Below are 20600 nucleotides of genomic sequence, written 5' to 3'. Positions count from 1 at the left end.
TTAATGACCCTATTATGATAAACAAAACCGTTACTAGTGTTCAAGAAGCCCTACAAGGCATTGAAAACAAAATGACATTAATGCTCGGCGGATTTGGTCTTTGTGGTATACCCGAAAATGCCATTGCCGAACTGGTACAAAAAGGCACCCGAGAATTAACTTGTATTTCCAATAACGCTGGAGTAGATGACTTCGGCCTTGGTTTACTTTTGCAAAACAAACAAATCAAAAAAATGATTTCCTCTTACGTGGGAGAAAATGCTGAATTTGAACGTCAAATGCTTTCAGGTGAATTAGAAGTTGACTTGATTCCTCAAGGGACTTTAGCCGAACGTTGCCGCGCTGCTCAAGCCGGAATTCCCGCTTTTTTCACTCCTGCCGGTTACGGTACCGAAGTAGCCGAAGGCAAAGAAGTGCGCGAATTTAATGGTAAAATGCACATTATGGAACACTCTTTCAAAGCCGATTTTGCCATTGTGAAAGCTTGGAAAGGCGACACAGCTGGGAATTTAATCTTCAAAGGAACAGCCAGAAATTTTAATCCTTGCATGTGTGGCGCTGCTAAAATAACAATAGCTGAAGTAGAAGAATTAGTAGAAGCAGGAACGCTAGATCCCAATCAAATTCACATTCCCGGAATTTTGGTACAACGCATTTTTCAGGGGAAAAAATATGAAAAACGAATAGAGCAAAGAACGGTTAGGAAAAGATAGTGGTCAGTTTATTAGTATTCAGTCTGAAGCTAAAACTTAAATGACCTTAATTGCCTTATATGGTTTTAAAAAATATCTAAGATTCAGTTAAAAACAACTTATATGTTTCAAAAAACAAAATTATGCTAACAAAAGAAGATATTGCAAAACGCATTGCAAAAGAAGTACAAGACGGTTACTTTGTGAATCTTGGTATCGGGATTCCCACCTTAGTAGCCAATTATGTAAGAGAAGATATTTCCGTGGAATTTCAAAGTGAAAATGGAGTTTTAGGCATGGGTCCCTTCCCTTTTGAGGGTGAAGAAGATGCTGATTTGATCAATGCCGGCAAGCAAACTATCACCACATTGCCTGGAGCTAGTTTTTTCGACTCTGCTACTAGTTTTGGAATGATTCGTGGCCAACACGTAGATTTAACCATCCTTGGCGCCATGGAAGTAGCCGAGAATGGAGACATTGCCAACTGGAAAATACCCGGAAAAATGGTCAAAGGCATGGGAGGTGCTATGGATTTAGTGGCATCAGCAGATAATATCATCGTAGCGATGATGCACGTGAATAAAGCAGGAGAAAGTAAAATCTTGAAAAAATGTACCTTACCCTTAACCGGAGTAGGCTGTGTAAAAAAAGTCGTAACTGAATTGGCCGTAATGGAAATTACCCCCGAGGGATTTAAACTTTTAGAAAGAGCGCCTGGTGTTTCTGTTGCCCACATCGTGGCTGCTACAGAAGCAAACCTGATAATTGAAGGCGACATTCCTGAAATGACTATCGATTAAAAGTCTATTTTTTCATTTAAAATTAATCCAAAGAACATTTATAATTTATAGGCTATAAAAATTTGGGATTCCAAAAAATTACATCGTTTTCGTTACTAATTAAGTATAATTTAATAGATTAAGCTAGAAATCTTACCGTCAAAATAACTTATCTTTGTAAGACTAGATTATTTTTTACAATTAAATATTTTACATATGAAAACATTAAACGATTTCAATTTCAAAGATAAAAAAGCAATTATTCGTGTAGATTTTAATGTGCCATTGGACGAAAATTTCAATGTTACAGACGCGAATCGTATTGAAGCAGCAAAACCAACAATTGATAAAATTTTAGCCGATGGTGGAAGCGTTATTCTAATGTCTCATTTAGGCAGACCAAAAGGAGCTGAGGATAAATATTCTTTACGTCATATTGTAGCAAAAGTATCTGAAGTTTTTGGAGTACCTGTTCAATTTGCTTCTGATTGTATCGGCGAACCTGCTACAACAGCTGCCGCTAACCTACAAGCAGGTCAAGTACTATTGTTAGAAAATTTACGTTTTTATAAAGAAGAAGAAGCTGGTGACGTTGATTTTGCAAAACAATTAGCAGCTTTGGGTGATATCTATGTAAACGATGCCTTTGGAACAGCCCACAGAGCTCACGCCTCAACCACCATTATTGCGCAATTTTTTCCTACAAGTAAATGCTTCGGAACCTTATTAGCTAAAGAAATCGAAAGCTTGAACAAAGTATTGAAAAACAGCGAAAAACCAGTAACTGCCGTTTTAGGAGGATCAAAAGTCTCTTCTAAAATTACTGTGATTGAAAATATTTTAGACAAAGTGGACCATATGATTATTGGTGGAGGGATGACCTTTACGTTTGTAAAAGCGCTTGGTGGTAGTGTTGGAGACTCTATTTGTGAAGATGACAAACAAGAATTAGCTCTTGAGATTTTGCGTTTAGCTAAAGAAAAAGGAGTACAAATTCACATTCCTGTTGATGTTGTGGCTGCTGATGATTTCTCTAATACAGCCAATACTCAAGTAGTAGATGTAAAAGCAATTCCAGAAGGATGGCAAGGTTTGGATGCAGGTCCAAAATCATTAGAAAATTTCAAAAAAGTAATTTTAGAATCTAAAACAATCCTTTGGAATGGTCCTTTAGGAGTATTCGAAATGCCAACTTTTGCCGCCGGAACCATCGCTTTAGGTGAATATATTGCTGAGGCAACTGCTAATGGTGCTTTCTCATTAGTTGGAGGAGGAGATTCTGTAGCAGCCGTAAAACAATTCGGTTTTGAAGAGAAAATGAGTTATGTTTCAACTGGTGGTGGCGCCATGTTAGAAATGCTTGAAGGGAGAACTTTACCCGGAATTGCAGCCATTTTAGAATAAACATAACAAATTAGAGCAAGTTTACAAGACAACAACTCTATTTGAAAAATCTTACTTTAACCTTGTTTTTTAAAGTAAAACTGCCTTAAAAACCATAAATGTTGTATATTTAACAATATTTATGGTTTTTTTTAGTTCTTACCAAGTATTTTTGCAATATTCGCTGGCTAAGCATTTGAAAAAAAGCACTTTGAAAATAAATGATATGAGTTTTAAAAATACCACCCTAAGCTTCTTTTTCTTGTTCACCTTCACTGTGTTTTCGCAGCAAGTTGAAGAGGCAAAAACAGCACCTACTGTTGAAAAACCAATAAGTTATCTCGATTCACTCAAACAAACTTTTGTAAGCCATTCTAAAACAACTATCATAGACAGTTTGTGGTTGAAAGAATTGACTACAACGGATATTTTCAACACCCTAGACACCGATATTCAAACACAAAACACCGAGGCTTCTATTGACCTCGAATTACCTACTGCTTTGCTCAAAGAACGCTTGGCGGCTTTGAATGCAAAATCTCCCTTTCAAATAGAATACAATCAAGGATTAGAAAACTTAATCAAATCGTTTTTAAAAAATAGACGGCACGCCTTCGGCAAATTAATGGCAACCTCAGAATATTACTTCCCTATATTTGAAGAAGCTTTGGCCAAAAAAAATATTCCGTTGGAAATTAAATACCTTGCCGTAGTAGAGTCCGCTCTAAATCCAAAAGCAGTATCACGAGTAGGTGCCACAGGTCTTTGGCAATTTATGTATCACACGGGAAAACAATATAACTTGTATATTGATTCCTATATAGACGAACGATCAGATCCTTTAAAATCCTCAGAAGCTGCGGCTCAATATATGGCCAATATGTATCCACTCTTTCAAGATTGGGAATTGGTCTTAGCCTCTTATAACTCAGGACCTGGAAATGTAACCAAAGCCATCAGACGATCCGGAGGACAACAGCGTTTTTGGGAAATCAAAAACCATCTCCCTAAAGAAACCCAAGGATATGTCCCCGCCTTTTTGGCCACCATGTACTTATATGAATATCACAAAGAGCACGGTATAGTGCCTCAACGTGCCAAATTAAAACACTTTGAAACCGATACCATTCGAATACAAAAAGAAATTACTTTCAAACAAATAGCGGATTTAATCGATGTATCTGTAGGAGAATTACAATTGTTAAATCCTTCCTACAAGATGAATGTGATTCCTGTCTATGAAAATCAGTCCAATTATCTTAGACTTCCCCATAACAAGATTGCTCTTTTTACATCCAATGAAGAAAAAATCTATGCTTATGCTGCCTATGACAATGAAAAAAGAAAAAAACCATTACAATGGAATAATACAACTGCAATAGCTGCAAATACACAAAATAATGATTCCATTGCCACCATAAATGAGTGGTATAGAATCAAAAAAGGGGATAATCTAAATACGGTTGCCACGGATTACAACGTTGCTGTTTCCGATTTAAAAAAATGGAATAATCTAAAAGGAAATGCAGTAGCAATGGGCAAAATTTTGAAAATAAAAACGAGCCGCCCTGCTTTAAACTCCTCCCCTGCCAACAATCAAAGTCTTGTAGTAAACAAGGCTTTAGAAAAAGGAAAATCCTCAGATTCCTTAGTAATAGCTGAGCAGTCTACTTCATATATAGTCCAAAAAGGAGACAATCTAAACCTTATTGCCCGTAAGTACAACACTTCGATAGAAGACTTGAAAAAGTGGAATCCTACAGTAACCACAACTCTCAATCCTGGGACAAACTTGATTGTAAACTCCATAGCGGTAGCTTCGCAAGACATAGTAAAACCTGAATTAAAAGATATCACTTATGTCGTTCAACAAGGAGACAATTTGGGAAGCATTTCGAAAAAATTTGGAACAGCAACCACTGATTTAATCGCTTGGAATGCCATCGTAAAAAATAAAATAACTGCAGGTAACAGCTTAATCGTGGCTAAAAATGAAATAGCAATTATTACAAACAATGCCACAGCAGCTTCTTTTAAAAAGAAAGAATTATACCCTACTCCTTCTAAAGAAAAACTAAATGATTATTATGTAAAAAAAGGAGACTCATTATATAGTATTTCTAAAAAATATCCTGGAGTTACTATCTCTGATTTAGAAAAATGGAATGGCATCAAAGGAGGAGATTTAAAACCCGGAATGAAGTTGAAAATAAACGGATAATCGCATAATTTAAATTACTTTTGGGTTTTATTTTTAATTTTAAAATTATGAATAAAACCCTTTTTTTAGGCGTATTACTTTCGATTATTTTCTTTTCTTGTGAAAAAAAACAAGAGCAATTGTCGCGCGCTTCTGTTGGAAAAATCAACACCGTTTCGGTTATCATCAATGACGCTTTGTGGAATGGTGAAGTAGGCGACTCGCTGCGCAATAAATTAGCCGCACCCGTCTTAGGACTTCCTCAAGAAGAACCTCTTTTTACGCTTAACCAATACGCGGACAAATTAGTCGAAGGCTTTGTGACCGATAGCCGTACCTTGATTGTGATCAAAAAAGACAAGAAAACATCTTTTGAAATATCCAAAGACAAATACGCTAGTCCACAAACTGTTTTTCATTTGTCAGGTGCTACCACCGATACCCTACTTTATTTGTTAGAACGTCACACTCCCGATATGATTCAAATCATAAAAAAAGGAGAAATTGAAGCCAATCAAAAAATCAATCGGGAAACTATTTTAAACCCTAAAATCTTTGAAAATAAATTTCAAATCGAATTAGAAGTCCCTTCCACTTTTGAATATGTACTGCAAAAACCACGCTTTATTTGGTTGAAAAAAGAAATCGTCAGTGGAAGTATGAGTTTGTTACTCTATCATATTCCCTTAAATGCTATTGCGGCACAAAACCCTATTGGTTCGATTGTTAAAATGCGGGATTCCATTGGAAAATTGTACATTAAAGGCCGTGAAGGGCAAATGCCTATGGTGACCGAAAACGGATATGCGCCTTATTTGTCTAAAATTCAACTAGCTCATTGTTTGGCATATGAATCAAAAGGAACTTGGGAATTAAAAAATGATTTCATGTCGGGACCTTTTATCAATTATGTTATTTTTGACAAAGAATATAACAGATTAATGGTTTTAGAAGGATTCTGCTATTCTCCCGCTGATGACAAACGCGATGTGATGTTTGAATTAGAATCAATTATAAAAACCGTAAAAATTACTAAAAGAAAAAATAAAAACTGATGAAGTCTGTACTGTGGGAAATTAAATCTTTTGATGCATTAAGCGTTTATGAATTGTATGATATTTTAAGATTGCGAAGCGAAATATTTGTCGTAGAGCAAAATTGCATCTATTTGGATCTAGACGGAAAAGATAAAAAAGCACTACACCTTTTTGGAACTTATGAGGACAAAATTGTTGCCCATGCTCGTTTGTTACCTCCAGGTATTAGTTTTCCAGAAGCTTCCATTGGACGTGTTGTGGTTGATGCTAGGTATCGAGACAAAAAATGGGGCCATGAATTGATGCAAAATGCCATTGCAGGAATTGCGACACATTTTAACGAATCAGTGATCACGATTGGCGCTCAATTATACCTGAAAAAATTCTACGAGAGTCATGGTTTTGTGGCTATTAGCGAGATGTATTTAGAAGATGACATTCCGCATATCGAGATGAAAAGGGGCTAGCTAGGTTTCTTTTTATTTCTAATTGGGGTTAGACTATTTAGAATTAAATGTAAATTTGTAGGTATCAATAAATTGAATGAGATATGACTATCATAATCACAAAAAAGCAAACTAAAAAAGAGATTGAAGAAAAGTTAAGACAAGCCAGTAGTGATAAAGAAGCTAAAGGTTTAAAAAAACATTTCGGATTGTCTATAAAAAATATTGATGGAGTTGATTTCCAAAAAAAAGTAAGAAATGAATGGGATTGATTTTTTAGCAGACACTAATTTCTTAATTCATATCAATCAAGGTGAATCTGTTGTTGAACCATTTTTAGACTACAATCTAGCTGTATCTTTTATTACAGAAATTGAACTTTTAGGCGCTTTTAGTAGTAGTAAATCTCAAAAAAATCAATTTAAAAATCTTTTGAACATTGTTTGATTTTGGAGATGAATTATCAAATAAAAAACACTTGTATTTATATTCGTAACAAATATAAAATCAAGATTCCAGATGCTATAATTGCCGCAATTGCTATTGAGTTTAATATCCCTTTACATACTTCGGACCAGGGCTTTGAAAAAATAAAAGAATTAGATTTGATTTACATTCAAAAATAAATTAGGCTTCTTTTACAACTTCAAAATACTATTATACTCTGCCGAAGTAGTCAACACAGTTACTGCCTTTTTAATCTCAGGATTGCTTTTGAGGTAGTATTGGTACAATCCTTCTTGGTATTGGTAGCGTTTGATAATCTCGTCTAGCAATAAATTTTTAATTTCTTTTTGATTTTTGTCCAAAGCATTCCATTCACTTTTTTGAATAGCATTCAATAATTGTTGGTATTCCGCAGTAATGGTTTCGTCTATTTTTTCTTTTTTGGCAGCTGCCAAAGTCTTCTTTAAATTCAATTCAGTTTCCGTATCCAAATTGAATTTTTTGGTTTTCAAAAATTGTTTGAAATCAGTGTAATCCGCATCGGTGATAGTTGGGATGGTGTTGCCTAAATTAGGATTTTTGTAATAATACGTAGTGGCATAATCAAAGATCGCCTCGTTTCTCACTACCGCATTAGCTATAGCACTTACTTGCGTTTCTGCTAATTCAATGTCAGGCTGAATACCACCTCCGTCGTATACGGTTCTTCCTTTTCTGGTTTTAAAGGCATTATAATTTTTTTCTTCCGTACGTGTAGCTACTCCATTTTTATCTTTTCGGGTGTAATCTAAAGCTTGGATGCAACGACCGGAAGGCGTGTAGTAACGAGAAATAGTTACTTTTACCTGTGTTCCAAAAGACATATCGATAGGACGTTGAACCAATCCTTTTCCAAAACTACGACTCCCTAACACCACCGCACGATCCAAATCTTGTAAAGCACCTGCCACAATTTCAGAAGCCGAAGCACTTTTTCCATTCACGATGATGACTAATGGAATATTCAAATCTACGGGTTCGCGTGTCGTTTTGTAGGTGTTGTTGTATTTTTCTACTTTCGATTTGGTAGTTACTATGGTTTCGTTCTTGGAAACAAATAAATTACAAATATTTACTGCTTCATTTAATAATCCACCGGGATTGTCTCTTAAGTCTAGTATGATACGCTCGGCACCTTCTCTTTTGAGTTGTTCCAAAGCATCTTTTACTTCGGCGGAAGCCTTTTGACTAAAATGAGTTAGTACAATATACCCTGTTTTTTCGTCTATTTTTCCATAAAAAGGGACAGATTTGATGGCTACTTCATCCAAAACCAACTGAGTACTCAAGGTTTTGCCCTGTCGGATGTATTTAATGTCAACTTTAGTATTTTTGGAACCTTTCAATAATTGCGAGGCATCGTCTTTGAAGTCTTTCAGGACGACATCTCCAATTTGGATAATAGCATCACCGGCTTTGAGTCCCGCTTTGTCCGCAGGGAAATTTTTATAGGGTTCTTTGATAATCAATTGGTCTTCTTTACGACTGATTAATGCACCAATTCCTGTATACTCGCCTGTATTATTGATTTTGAACTTCACCACATCGGCTTCATTGAAGTAGTTGGTATAGGGATCTAAACTCGCTAACATCCCTTTGATGGCCTTATCCATTAAATCGCCGGGATTGGTTTCATCTACATAATTAGCGTTGACTTCTTTGAAAAGCGTTGTAAAAATTTCTATTTGCTTGGCAATTTCAAAGAAATCATTTTTGAAACTTACCCCTACAAATAAAAAGGCAGAAGCCAAAACAGGAATGATATATTTTTTTTGGAAAAAAGAAGTCATAAGCAAAACGTCGATTTAAAAATAAACTTCTAAATTACTAATAAATCAGGAATAAAAAAGGGAATCCGCTTTTTTAGGACAATTCGTTTTGGGTCGAATCGGTACTTGTCGCTTCGTTTACTTTCTTTTGAGCTAGTTGTGCTGTAAATTTTTCAAATAATTGAATTGTTTTGGCATTGATTTCGGCATAAGACAAACGCTCTTTGGATTGATAAAACAACATAAAAGCATAGGGTTCGTCTAAATGTGGTATCAGTAAATGTTTGTTTAGCCGATAGGTTTCTCTTAGTACACGTTTGAAGTAATTGCGATCTACGGCCTTTTTGAAGTGTTTTTTAGAAACGGAAACGCCCATTTTTATTTGCGGCGTAGTCTCTTTTCGCTCTTGGCAATACACCAAACGCAACGGATATTTTGATACTGATTTTCCCTCAATAAACAATTGACCGATTGTGATTTTGCTTTTTAGCTTTTCTTTTTTTGGATAACTGAAGTCCATCAAATTTTGATACTAGGAAAATAATTAAGCCACAAAGTTACAATTAAACCTAAGAAGGATTATTGTTTACGAATTAAATAGCAATAAATAATTTAATTTGTACTTTTGGCCTTTATTTTACTCGTATGCAAAAAATAATTTCGTACCCCATATCGATACTATACTATTTGTGTTTTGGGTTGTGTTTAGTACTATTTCACCCCATTCAATGGCTGTGTCTCAATTGTTTTGGGTACCAAGCGCACAAAAAAAGTGTTGATTATTTGAACTTTTTTTTGGTTCGATGTACCAATCTTTTGGGGACAACGTATCAATTTGAAAATTTAGATCGTATTCCCAAAAATGTTCCTTTGATTATTGTTGCCAATCATCAAAGCATGTATGATATCATTGCTATGATTTGGTACATGCGTCGTTGTCATTGCAAATTTGTAAGTAAAAAAGAATTAGGAAGCGGAATTCCGAGTGTTTCCTATAATTTGCGCCACGGGGGATCTGTTTTAATTGATAGAAAAGATCCAAAACAAGCCATTCCAACCATTAAAGGATTGTCTGAATATATCGAAAAGCATACCCGTTCAGCGGTAATATTTCCTGAAGGAACGCGAAGTAGAACCGGTAAACCTAAAGAATTTGCACAAAGTGGCTTAAAAATATTGTGTAAATATGCGCCTTCGGCTTATGTGGTGCCAATATCCATAAATAATTCCTGGAAAATGGTCCGATTTGGTGCATTTCCTATGGGACTTGGCAATCGATTGCGATTTACGATTCATGAGCCATTAGCGGTTAAGGATTATCCTTTTGAGGAATTGATTCAAAAAACAGAAAGTGCTGTAACCGGGGCTATTCATTATTAATAACCAATAACCTTATAATATAAATAGCATGTCAATAAAAAACATCCGATTAGAAGTGATGCAGTTTTTAGAAAAAAACGTCGACAGTTTTGTAGATCAATTTCTAATTCCGGTAGAAAAAATATGGCAACCGTCTGATTTTTTGCCTAATTCTGAGAGTGATACTTTCTTAGAAGAAGTAAAAGAATTAAGAGAAATTGCCAAAGATTTACCTTATGATTTTTGGGTAGCTTTAGTAGGAGACACTATTACTGAAGAGGCTTTGCCAACCTATGAATCTTGGTTGATGGAAGTGGAAGGAATAGACAATCAAGAGCGAAATGGCTGGTCTAAATGGATCCGTCAATGGACCGGTGAAGAAAACCGTCATGGCGATTTGCTCAACAAATATTTGTATTTGTCGGGTCGCGTGAATATGCGAGAAGTTGAGGTTACTACGCAACATTTAATCAACGACGGATTTGATATTGGTACAGGAACTGATCCTTACAAAAACTTTGTGTACACGTCATTCCAAGAACTAGCAACCTACGTTTCCCATAATCGTGTATCGCAATTAGCCAAAAATTTTGGAGATAAAAAGTTATCCAAAATGTGTAAAATGATTGCAGGTGACGAAATGCGTCATCACCAAGCTTATAGCGAATTTGTCAATCAGATTTTTAAAGTAGATCCTAGCGAAATGATGCTAGCTTTTCAATACATGATGAAACAAAAAATTGTGATGCCCGCACATTTCTTGAGAGAATCTGGTCAAAAAATCAGCTCTTGCTTTGAACAATTTTCTGATTCTGCTCAACGAATTGGGGTGTATACTGCTTCAGATTATGTAGAAATCATGCAAAAATTGATCGATAAATGGGAAATTGATAAAATTGGCGGATTAACAGATGAAGCCGAAAAAGCCAGAGATTACTTAATGAAATTACCAGCAAGAATGGCCAGAATTTCAGAACGTTTGGTGATTCCTGCAGAGTCTTATATTTTCAAATGGGTGGAACCCGCTAGATTGTAATTCTTAATTTTAAACTATTTTAAGACCATTAACAAACTGATTTTTGAGGATACGCTCTTTAAAAATCAGTTTTTTTATAACAAAAATACCCCAAATGAATACCGCTAAACTAATTCACGACACGATTCTTTTTGTAAAACAAACCCTTGCCGATGCTGAGGGAGGACACGATTGGTTTCATATTGAAAGGGTGTATAAAAACGCGCTACTCATTGCTTCATCTGAGTCTTGTGATACCCTTGTCGTTCAGTTAGGTGCTTTATTGCATGATATTGCCGATAGTAAATTTCATAATGGCGATGAAACGATTGGACCAAAAACGGCTCGAAAGTTTTTGGAAGAACACCAAGTTTCAGAAGAAACTATTTCGCATGTAGTTCAAATTATTGAGAATATCTCTTTTAAAGGGGGAAAAACTAAGCGCAGTTTTTCTTCTATGGAGTTGGATATTGTACAAGATGCCGATCGTTTGGATGCAATTGGCGCTATTGGAATTGCGAGAGCGTTCAACTATGGAGGGTTCAAAAATAGAGCGTTATATCATCCTGAAATTGCTCCCAATTTGCAGATGACTAAGGAAGAATATAAAAACAGTCAAGCGCCAACCATCAATCATTTTTATGAGAAATTATTGTTGCTCGCTGATAAAATGAATACCAAAACTGGCGCGGCATTAGCGGCGAAAAGGCATAAATACATGGAAAACTTCTTGTCTCAGTTTTATGCCGAGTGGGAAGGGGAAGTCTAGTGTTCAGTTGGCAGTCCCGAAGTGTTGGGATTAGTATTCAGAGTTCAATACTAAAAAAGTTCTATGCTTTTGGGATTATTCAAATCTAGATTTCAAGGAAGTATGCGGACTTTGAAAAAAATAGCGAACTATTCTAAAACGATAATTTATATGAATCGTTTCAATGGAACTTTTTATTAATGGTATTTATTTCCCTGAATTAAAATTCTGGGCTATAAGATGGGACGTTCCTTCGGAACTCTACATAAAGAGCCGTTGGCTCGGCAATTTATTGTAGAGATGGACTTTAGTCCGTCTTTTTAAAACGTTTCAAGATGTCGTAGGTTCAACAAAAAACACCTAAGATTCGTTATTTTCACTAGCCTTTAATTCCAACATAACATCTGATGCATTTTTAAACGTAGGCTCGCTTTCTGTCAAACTGCCCACTCTTTTTTTATTCAATTTGAATGTCAAATCCATTTCTGAAGTAAAAAGTAAGGCCGTCAAAAAAGGATTATTCATATACGGACTCAACACGAAAAAGGCTTCTTCTAACGAATGGAAACTTTCTATTTCTTCGGTTTTATAACGGGCAATTATTGAAAATTCTAAAGTGTTTTGGGCTGTTATAATGGGGCGTGCATAAATATTTTTTAACTCGGTATCCCCAATGGTTTTGGCCAAAGTGAGTTTAGCAAAAGTACGATCTTCGATACTCGCGATTACTTTTTGCCAAAATTCAGCAAATATAGGTTGGAAGGACATAGGCTGTAGTGTTTAGATTAAAAAGATTAAAGGATATAATCCCAAAAATTTTGACTGTGAATGACTGCTGTTGTTTTTGGATGGTACTTTTCGGTGAAAGATTTGGTAAATCGTACTTTTTGATTGGGATTGTATTTAATTTCAAAAGCTTCAATTTCGGTATTTTTTAGTTCCAAATAATCTATTTCGGCTTGTTGTGTATTGCGCCAAAAATAAGTGTCTTTGAACTGATTTTCATAGACTAATTTTTTCTTTCTTTCGCTAATTACAAAGTTCTCCCAAAGGGCACCGATATCGTCACGAAGTTCAATGGGATTGAAATTTTTGATGATTCGATTGCGAAGCCCATTGTCCCAAAAATAGATTTTTCGTCCTTTTTTAAGCTCATTATCTTGGTTTTTGCTGAAAGCAGGTAAGCTAAAAAGAATGAAATTTTTTTCTAAAATATCAATGTACTTTTCAACGGTAAGGCGACTTATTCCTAATTCATTTGCCAAAGAACTGTAATTGATTTCACTGCCAATTCGGTAAGCTAACATTTGAACTAATCGTTGTAAGGAGGCTGATTTTTTTATGCCATCTAAGTTTAGAATGTCTTTGTATAAAAAACCATCTACTAAATCATTGAGAATCTTTTCTTCCTGACCAGGATTTTTTACTACTTCAGGATAATAACCAAATACTAATCGATGTGGTACCAAACGGGTTTCCTCAACAAAATTAGTATGCTTTACTAATTCGGCAAAGTTGAATGGGAAGAGTTGTAATTCTTCTTTTCTTCCCATCATGGATTCTTTGGTTTTGTCTGCTAGTTCAAAAGCACTACTACCCGAAGCGATGACTTGAATTTCTGGAAAATTGTCTACCATTCTTTTAATCAAAAGCCCAATATTGTGAATCATTTGAGCCTCGTCGATTATCAATAAGGTATTATTTCCTATCAATGCTTTTAGTCGGTCTGAGGTGATGTTTTCTAATAACAATTGTGTATCGGGTTCGTCGCCATTGAGCCATAAATAAGGATGATTTTTAACTGTATTTTTGATCAAAGAGGTTTTACCTACTTGTCGTGCACCAAATACTACTATGGCTTTTCCTTTGAAAAGTAAAGCATCAATGGCAGGTTGTTGGGTTCTTTGTATCATTTATCAATCCTTTGAAGCCACAAATATACTATAATTTGACATTCAAATATCAAAAAAATATAATAATATGATATTCAAATATCATATTATTATAATAATATGATATTTGAATATTAAAAAGATCCTGTTTTAGAAAACTGATCACTAATAACTGAACACTGCTAACTTATTTATTTCCCTGTAAAATTGGCTTTTCTTTTTTCTAAGAAAGCGGTGGTTCCTTCTTTAAAATCAGCCGTTCCAAAGCATTTTCCAAAGTTTTTGATTTCAATTTCAAAACCATTTTTTCCGTCTTTATAATTGGCGTTGATCGCTTTTATAGCTCGGCCAATCGCAAAAGGGGAGTTTTTCATAATTTTTTGAGCGATACCTTTGGTGAAATCCAATAATTCTGCTTGAGGGACTACATGATTTACCAAACCATAGTTTTTGGCAGTCTCGGCATCAATCATGCTGGCGGTCATAATCAATTCCATAGCGCGACCTTTGCCAATGAGCTGCGGCAAACGTTGTGTTCCTCCATAACCAGGAATTACCCCTAAGGAAACTTCTGGAAGTCCCATTTTAGCATTGTCTGAGGCGATTCTAAAGTGACATGCCATGGCTAATTCTAATCCGCCTCCTAAAGCGAAACCATTGATAGCCGCAATGACTGGGGTTTTTAAGTTTTCGATTAAATCGAATAATTTTTCTTGTCCTTCTCCAGCTAATTGTGCGCCTTCTTCAATGGTAAAATGAGCAAATTCAGAAATATCAGCACCTGCTACAAATGCTTTTTCTCCACATCCTGTGATTAGGATGGCTTGGATTTCTTTATTTTTTCCTAGTGTTTTTAAGGCTTTGTGCAAATCATTAATCGTATCAATATTCAAGGCATTTAGCTTTGAAGGCCTGTTAATTGTAACGATTGCCATACTGTTTTCAAGTTCGATTACAATATTTTCGTAGTTCATAGTGGTGCGTTTTTAGGATTGTATAATAGGTAAAGTAACACGAAAAGTAGTGCCTTTTCCCAATTGGGTATCAAAGGTAATTGTTCCGTTGTAATTTTCTATGATGTTTTTAATAATTCCTAGTCCGAGCCCCATACCACTAGATTTGGTAGTGAATTTTGGCTCGAATATTTTAGCAACGGTATCCTCCGCTATTCCAACTCCGTTGTCTTGAACAGAGATGATTACTTGGTTTTCTACTTTTTTTATGGCTACTAAAATATTTTTATCCGCTTGATTTTTTGGAATGGCTTGTATGGCATTTTTGACCAAATTGGTAATAACCCGGATGAGTTGCGATCGGTCCATACTTGAGATTATGGAGGGGAATTGACTTTCAAAAACAAGATAGTCTTCGTTAAAAATATCCAAAGCGCGCTCCACCACTTCTACCACATTGAGGGTTTCATTTTGTTGGGGTGGCATAGACGCAAAATTCGAAAATGCCGATGCCACGGCACTCATAATATCAATCTGTTGAATTAAAGTCTCAGAATATTCGTTGAGTTTTTGTTTGACATCTGGTGTAGCAGGATCAAATTTTCTTTGAAAACTCTGCACGGTTAATCGCATAGGAGTGAGCGGATTTTTGATTTCATGTGCGACTTGTTTCGCCATTTCTCGCCATGCTTCTTCTCTTTCGCTTTGCGCTAATTTCAGTGCGCTTTTCTCTAATTTATCAACCATTTCATTGTAAGAACGAATCAATAAATTAATTTCTCGGCTATTGGCATCCAAAACAATTTTCTCGTTTTTTTGCTCAATATTGGTTTCACTCATTTTAATAGCGATAGTTTTGAGTGATTTAGTAATATAAGTTGCCAAAAAATAGGCCAAAGCAAAAGCCACTAGAAGCATAAAAGAATAGACTTGTCCTAACCGTATGAGAAAACTATGTAGCTCTTTTTCATAAAAACTATCATCTTCTACATAAGGTAAATTCAGTACGCCAAGAGGTTTGAATTTATCATCTTTGATTTGGCTATACGAGGAACGATTTTTAGTCCCTTCAATGGTTTTGATGGCTACAAATCGTTTGTCGATAGAGGACTGTACTAATTTGAGAATATATGCAGGAACAGGAGGTGGCTTTTTATCTATCGAAAACGTTTCTTTAGATGATTTCAACAAATAACCATCAAGACTATAGATATTGATCTCGATATTATGAATTTGGGATAATTCATGGATTTTATCTTTAAAAATTAGCGCTAAGTTTTTTTGGATTAACGGATAAGTTGTGGTGGATAAAACATAATTAATATGTTCTTTCACAGCCATTTCTTTGCGTTCAAGCCGTTCTTGATGATAATCACGGGCTTCATTCTTGAATTGTAAAATAGAGATCGAGGCTAATAATACGCTAGAAACCACAATAACAACAATCATCGATAGGAAAATCCTAGTGCGCAAGGAAAGCATCGATAGATTTAAGTTGTTCAGCATAATTTTTTAGTATTCAGTGTTCAGACTGTTAGTGTTCAGTTATTTTGCAAACGTATAATTCTGTTTTTAAACTTACAAACAGGCAAAATTTTATTAGGCAAAGATTGAAAACTGATCACTAAAAACTGACCTCTGACCACTATTTCCTTTCTCTTATTCTTTTATAAAATTTGAAACCTAACATGATAATGATTGAAAACAGAAAAATTCCAATCACGCCATATACCCAGTTGAAAGCGTTTTTGAGCACTACCAAAAACACCACTGCAAATAAAATAAGTGTTGCGCCTTCGTTCCAAAGACGCATTTGATTGGTGTTGTATTTTACCTCATTGCGTTGCAATTGAGCAAATATTTGATGACATTTAAAATGATACAAATACAATAAAAACACAAATCCTAGTTTGACATGCATCCAAGGCATTTGCAACCAACTTTTCCCTAAATCAGTAAAAAGCAACAACCAAAAGGCAACAATGAACGTAATCACCGCCGAGGGCCAAGTGATGATATACCACAACCGATAGGCCATAAGGTTGTATTGTTTTTGTAAAATTTCTTTCTCGGGCGAGGGTTTATCGGCGGCTTCAATTTGGTACACAAACAAGCGAACGATATAAAAAAGTCCCGCAAACCAGGTGACTACAAAAATGATATGTAAGGATTTGAGATAATTATAAAGTTCCATTTATTTTTGATTTCAAGCTCAAGATTTGAAGGTATTATAATAACTTCAAACCTTGAACAAATTTAAACTTTCTTGAATTCGGTAATCCAATTGGCTACCACACCACACCACTCATCTTCATCATTCATACAAGGAACGGCCATAAATTCTTCGCCACCATGATGTAAAAATTGTTCGTTGGCTTCCATGGCAATTTCTTCTAGTGTCTCTAAGCAGTCCGCTACGAATGCAGGCGTTACTACGGCTAATTTCTTAATTCCTTGTTCGGGCATTTTATTGATTTCTACATCGGTATAAGGAGTGAGCCATTTGTCTCCGGCTAAGCGCGATTGGAAAGTTTGACTGTATTTACCTTCTGGAATTCCTAACAATTTTACTACTTGTTTGGTCGTTTCATAGCATTGATGACGGTAGCAAAACTCGTGCGCAGGCGAAGGTGTGTTACAGCAAGAGCCATCAATTTTACAATGAGAATTCGTTACATCGGTTTTGCGAATGTGACGTTTTGGTATTCCGTGATACGAGAATAACAAATGATCATAATCAAATCCCTCTAAATGCTTTTTGATGGAATTAGATAGCGCCTGAATGTAATCGGGTTTATTGTAAAATGCAGGAACATTCGTAAAGGTCATTTCTGGGAAATACTTTTGACGTAATTCTTCGGCCAAAACCACAATAGTAGTGGTTGAAGCCATAGCGTGTTGCGGATACAATGGCAAAAGCATTACTTCAGTCACCCCTTGCTCTTTCAATTCTTGCAAGCCTTTTTGAATGGTCATCGTTCCATAACGCATCGCCAAAGCCACCGGCACATCTACCAATTCTTTCACTTTTTGATGCATTTTTTTCGAAAGTACAATCAAAGGAGAACCTTCGCTTGTCCAAATTCTGGCATAAGCTTCTGCCGATTTTTTAGGGCGGGTTTGCAATATGATACCACGAACTAATAATGCTCGCAATAGATAAGGAACATCTATGACGTATTTGTCCATTAAAAATTCGTCTAAATATGGTTTAACGTCCTTTGCAGTGGGACTTTCTGGAGAGCCTAAGTTGACTAATAATACACCTTTCATTTTTTTGTTTTATTTTTTTGGGATTAAAACTAGCATTTACTGATTTTGATTTCAAAAATAAATAAACGCTGTTTTTATCGGTTATAGAACTTATTCTTTTTTGTGTCTGCGAGATAGTTAAAAATGATGATTAGGGCATCGAAGCATTAATTGACATTAAATATTTCTTTGGGGTAGTGCCAAATTTCTTCTTGAAAGCAGCTATGAAATGACTTCCGGTACTGTAGCCAATTTTTAATCCCACTTCGTTTACATTATAAGAACCACTATCTAATAATTGGCGGGCATAATCCATTTTGTAATCAAACAAAAAGCCATAAACGGTATCGCCATAAATTTGTTTGAATCCCATTTTTAGTTTTTTCAAATTTAATCCAATAGTATCGGCTAGTTCTTGTAAACCGGGTGGTTCGGCCATATTGGCAATGATAATTTCTTTCGCCTTTTTGATTTTCATCACATTATCTTCATCGATCAAAAAAGGACACTGCTCGGCATTTGGATCTTCGGAACGGTTAAAATATAAGCTCAACAATTCATAGCCTTTGCCTTTGTAGTACAAATTTTTAATCGAAGGATTCAAATTGTAATGAAACAATTGGGTCAATACAATCGCCATTGAAGGGCTAATGTCACCTTCTTTATAATATTTTTTGTCCTTGTTTTCGTCGCTCAAAAAGGGAATATGACTGGCTTCAGTAGAAAATAGGCCATGAAATTTTTGGATCGAAATCAAAATGGTAATCACCCAAGTGTTGGGGGCCAATTCTAGATTCAGTGGTAACTCTTTTTGAGGATTGTAGAACAAATAGGATTTTTCTTCATTCATTTCTAAAGCATAACTACCTTGATTGAATAAAAATTTGGCTTTTCCTTTTAAACCAAAATGAAATTGAATCAATCCATGGCTTACCTCATGATGCGTTTGAAAAGGACTTACTCCATCATTTTGAAACCGCAATAAAGTAAAGTCTTCTTCTATTTTTATAATTTCTTGTGAACCCATAGCGACATTTTTTTAATAAAAAAAAGTATTTTACGAATCCTTTTTATTTAGAATCGCTCTAAATAAATCATTCATTAAGCCTCGTATTTGCTACAAAAATAAATGTTTTTATGTGGAAATAACGAATTAAATCCAAAAAAGCATTGAGCGACACAAAAAGAACTTTTAGCGTTGTTTTTATCCGTGTGATAGTTCTAGCTTTGTTCCACTTTTACAGGAACTGTATTTATGGAAAAAATTCAAGGCGCTAAGCACCACTACTTTTACTCAATCGGACTCAGTTATAAAAAAGCCGATGCGGAAATAAGAGGTAAATTTAGTTTAGATGCATTAGCCAAAACTAATTTGCTTCAACAAGCAAAAAACGAGGGAATTCCCGCGCTGATCGTCACTTCTACGTGTAACCGTACCGAAATTTATGGGTACGCAGAGCACCCTTTTCAATTAATCAAATTGTTGTGTGAAAACAGTCAAGGCACCGTTGAAGAATTTCAAAAAGTAGCTTACGTTTTCAAAAATCAAGAAGCCATTACTCATATTTTTAGAGTAGGAACAGGTTTAGATAGTCAAATTTTAGGCGATTTCGAAATCATTAGTCAGCTTAAAAATGGCTTTGTCGAGTCGAAAGCAATGGACTTAACCAACGCTTTTATGGAGCGATTGATTAATTCTGTGATTCAAGCTAGCAAAAAAATTAAAACCGAAACCGAGATCAGTTCAGGAGCCACATCGGTTTCTTTTGCCTCGGTACAATATATTATCAAAAACGTTCCAGATATCGGGAACAAGAATATTTTACTTTTTGGTACTGGAAAAATCGGTCGAAATACGTGCGAGAATTTGGTGAAACATACCAAAAACGAGCACATTACCCTGATCAACAGAACCAAAGATAAAGCAGAAAAATTAGCAGGAAAACTGAATTTGATTGTAAAAGATCATTCCGAATTGCACCTCGAATTGCAAAAAGCCGATGTAGTCGTAGTAGCGACAGGCGCTCAAAATCCAACAGTCGACAAAGCCATTTTGAATCTGAAAAAACCCATGCTGATTCTAGATTTGTCTATTCCTAAAAATGTACATGAAAATGTAACCGAAATAGAAGGGGTAACGTTGATTCATTTGGATCACTTGTCTCAAATGACCGATGAAACCTTAGAGAATAGGAAATTACACATTCCGGCTGCCGAAGCCATTATTGAAGTCATTAAAAATGAATTTTTAGCTTGGACCAAATCCAGAAAATTTGCGCCAACGATTCATGCTTTGAAAGAAAAATTGAATGCAATCAAAGAAGCCGAGTTGAATTTTCAAAGCAAGAAATTAGCCGATTTCAACGAGGAACAAGCCGAAATCATCAGCAACCGCATCATTCAAAAAATCACAACCCATTTTGCCAATCACCTAAAAGATGAAGACACCATGGTAGATGAAAGTATTGAATGGATCGAAAAAGTATTTCAAATAGAAACTAGTGCAAAATAAGATTTAACCATTAAGAAAATTAAGGCTATACGTTTTAAAACTTAATTACCTTAATATCTTAATGGTAAAAAAACGAA

At 35.4% G+C, this 20600-nt stretch carries 22 protein-coding genes; 13 read left to right on the top strand and 9 right to left on the bottom strand.

The features are described from left to right. Nucleotides 1-14 precede the first annotated feature (14 nt). From ACSVH7_RS03300 to ACSVH7_RS03260, 9 genes are all read left to right on the top strand, one after another. On the top strand, nucleotides 15-713 hold the full coding sequence (locus ACSVH7_RS03300) for a CoA transferase subunit A (protein ID WP_438065263.1): 699 nt from the start codon (nucleotides 15-17) through the stop codon (nucleotides 711-713). 122 nt (nucleotides 714-835) lie between these two features. Beyond that, the gene (locus tag ACSVH7_RS03295) at nucleotides 836-1492 is read left to right on the top strand and encodes a CoA transferase subunit B (protein WP_438065262.1); all 657 of its coding nucleotides are present in this window, start codon (nucleotides 836-838) and stop codon (nucleotides 1490-1492) included. Between the two features lie 195 nt (nucleotides 1493-1687). Continuing rightward, entirely contained in the window at nucleotides 1688-2875 is a 1188-nt protein-coding gene (locus ACSVH7_RS03290) for a phosphoglycerate kinase (protein ID WP_438065261.1), read from the top strand. A gap of 205 nt (nucleotides 2876-3080) precedes the next feature. Beyond that, on the top strand, nucleotides 3081-5075 hold the full coding sequence (locus tag ACSVH7_RS03285; protein WP_438065260.1) for a LysM peptidoglycan-binding domain-containing protein: 1995 nt from the start codon (nucleotides 3081-3083) through the stop codon (nucleotides 5073-5075). A gap of 47 nt (nucleotides 5076-5122) precedes the next feature. Further along, nucleotides 5123-6109: a DUF4837 family protein gene (locus ACSVH7_RS03280; RefSeq protein ID WP_438065259.1), complete on the top strand. Its 987-nt coding sequence runs from the start codon at nucleotides 5123-5125 to the stop codon at nucleotides 6107-6109. Next, the gene (locus ACSVH7_RS03275) at nucleotides 6109-6558 is read left to right on the top strand and encodes a GNAT family N-acetyltransferase (RefSeq protein ID WP_438065258.1); all 450 of its coding nucleotides are present in this window, start codon (nucleotides 6109-6111) and stop codon (nucleotides 6556-6558) included. The genes ACSVH7_RS03280 and ACSVH7_RS03275 overlap by 1 nt, the downstream gene beginning before the upstream one ends. An 83-nt stretch (nucleotides 6559-6641) precedes the next feature. After that, nucleotides 6642-6809 carry a hypothetical protein gene (locus ACSVH7_RS03270; protein WP_438065257.1) on the top strand — a complete coding sequence of 56 codons (168 nt, stop codon included), beginning with the start codon at nucleotides 6642-6644 and terminating at the stop codon, nucleotides 6807-6809. Further along, a complete protein-coding gene (locus tag ACSVH7_RS03265) occupies nucleotides 6796-6984 on the top strand; it encodes a hypothetical protein (protein ID WP_438065256.1) in 189 nt (62 codons plus the stop codon). Before ACSVH7_RS03270 ends, ACSVH7_RS03265 begins: the two co-directional genes overlap by 14 nt. Nucleotides 6985-6992: 8 nt before the next feature. After that, nucleotides 6993-7163, top strand: coding sequence for a PIN domain-containing protein (locus ACSVH7_RS03260; RefSeq protein WP_438065255.1), 171 nt, complete (start codon nucleotides 6993-6995; stop codon nucleotides 7161-7163). A gap of 12 nt (nucleotides 7164-7175) precedes the next feature. Here ACSVH7_RS03260 and ACSVH7_RS03255 read toward each other — a convergent pair whose 3' ends face one another. Then, nucleotides 7176-8813 carry a S41 family peptidase gene (locus ACSVH7_RS03255; protein WP_438065254.1) on the bottom strand — a complete coding sequence of 546 codons (1638 nt, stop codon included), beginning with the start codon at nucleotides 8811-8813 and terminating at the stop codon, nucleotides 7176-7178. A gap of 73 nt (nucleotides 8814-8886) precedes the next feature. Continuing rightward, the gene (gene rnpA, locus ACSVH7_RS03250; RefSeq protein WP_438065253.1) at nucleotides 8887-9312 is read right to left on the bottom strand and encodes a ribonuclease P protein component; all 426 of its coding nucleotides are present in this window, start codon (nucleotides 9310-9312) and stop codon (nucleotides 8887-8889) included. A 125-nt stretch (nucleotides 9313-9437) separates the two neighbouring features. Here rnpA and ACSVH7_RS03245 point away from each other — a divergent pair, with 125 nt between their 5' ends. The 3 genes from ACSVH7_RS03245 to ACSVH7_RS03235 all read left to right on the top strand — a co-directional run bounded on the left by ACSVH7_RS03245 (nucleotide 9438) and on the right by ACSVH7_RS03235 (nucleotide 11935). After that, a complete protein-coding gene (locus ACSVH7_RS03245) occupies nucleotides 9438-10172 on the top strand; it encodes a lysophospholipid acyltransferase family protein (RefSeq protein WP_438065252.1) in 735 nt (244 codons plus the stop codon). A 28-nt stretch (nucleotides 10173-10200) separates the two neighbouring features. Next, nucleotides 10201-11187 carry an acyl-ACP desaturase gene (locus tag ACSVH7_RS03240; RefSeq protein WP_438065251.1) on the top strand — a complete coding sequence of 329 codons (987 nt, stop codon included), beginning with the start codon at nucleotides 10201-10203 and terminating at the stop codon, nucleotides 11185-11187. Between the two features lie 94 nt (nucleotides 11188-11281). After that, a complete protein-coding gene (locus ACSVH7_RS03235) occupies nucleotides 11282-11935 on the top strand; it encodes an HD domain-containing protein (protein ID WP_438065250.1) in 654 nt (217 codons plus the stop codon). A 339-nt stretch (nucleotides 11936-12274) separates the two neighbouring features. On the opposite strand, the gene ACSVH7_RS03230 is transcribed toward ACSVH7_RS03235, so the two are convergent. From ACSVH7_RS03230 to ACSVH7_RS03200, 7 genes are all read right to left on the bottom strand, one after another. Then, nucleotides 12275-12682 carry a hypothetical protein gene (locus tag ACSVH7_RS03230; protein WP_438065249.1) on the bottom strand — a complete coding sequence of 136 codons (408 nt, stop codon included), beginning with the start codon at nucleotides 12680-12682 and terminating at the stop codon, nucleotides 12275-12277. Nucleotides 12683-12708: 26 nt separating this feature from the next. Next, nucleotides 12709-13827, bottom strand: coding sequence for an ATP-binding protein (locus tag ACSVH7_RS03225; RefSeq protein ID WP_438065248.1), 1119 nt, complete (start codon nucleotides 13825-13827; stop codon nucleotides 12709-12711). Nucleotides 13828-13997: 170 nt separating this feature from the next. Beyond that, nucleotides 13998-14780, bottom strand: coding sequence for an enoyl-CoA hydratase/isomerase family protein (locus ACSVH7_RS03220; RefSeq protein WP_438065247.1), 783 nt, complete (start codon nucleotides 14778-14780; stop codon nucleotides 13998-14000). Nucleotides 14781-14792: 12 nt separating this feature from the next. Beyond that, nucleotides 14793-16265, bottom strand: a complete 1473-nt coding sequence (locus ACSVH7_RS03215; RefSeq protein ID WP_438065246.1) for a sensor histidine kinase — start codon at nucleotides 16263-16265, stop codon at nucleotides 14793-14795. A gap of 139 nt (nucleotides 16266-16404) precedes the next feature. Next, nucleotides 16405-16953 (bottom strand): CopD family protein, encoded by a 549-nt coding sequence (locus tag ACSVH7_RS03210; RefSeq protein WP_438065245.1) that lies wholly within the window; start codon nucleotides 16951-16953, stop codon nucleotides 16405-16407. A gap of 62 nt (nucleotides 16954-17015) precedes the next feature. Then, on the bottom strand, nucleotides 17016-18032 hold the full coding sequence (hemH, locus tag ACSVH7_RS03205; protein WP_438065244.1) for a ferrochelatase: 1017 nt from the start codon (nucleotides 18030-18032) through the stop codon (nucleotides 17016-17018). 130 nt (nucleotides 18033-18162) lie between these two features. Further along, nucleotides 18163-19038, bottom strand: coding sequence for a helix-turn-helix domain-containing protein (locus ACSVH7_RS03200; RefSeq protein ID WP_438065243.1), 876 nt, complete (start codon nucleotides 19036-19038; stop codon nucleotides 18163-18165). Between the two features lie 228 nt (nucleotides 19039-19266). On the opposite strand from ACSVH7_RS03200, the gene hemA reads away from it, so the two are divergent. Further along, the gene (gene hemA / locus ACSVH7_RS03195; protein WP_438065242.1) at nucleotides 19267-20523 is read left to right on the top strand and encodes a glutamyl-tRNA reductase; all 1257 of its coding nucleotides are present in this window, start codon (nucleotides 19267-19269) and stop codon (nucleotides 20521-20523) included. Nucleotides 20524-20600 lie beyond the last annotated feature (77 nt).

The organism is Flavobacterium sp. TSSA_36 (assembly GCF_051547165.1).
Taxonomy (GTDB): domain Bacteria; phylum Bacteroidota; class Bacteroidia; order Flavobacteriales; family Flavobacteriaceae; genus Flavobacterium.
The sequence above is the reverse complement of the archived record's forward strand: the minus strand, read 5'-3'. Positions and strand labels throughout refer to the sequence as shown.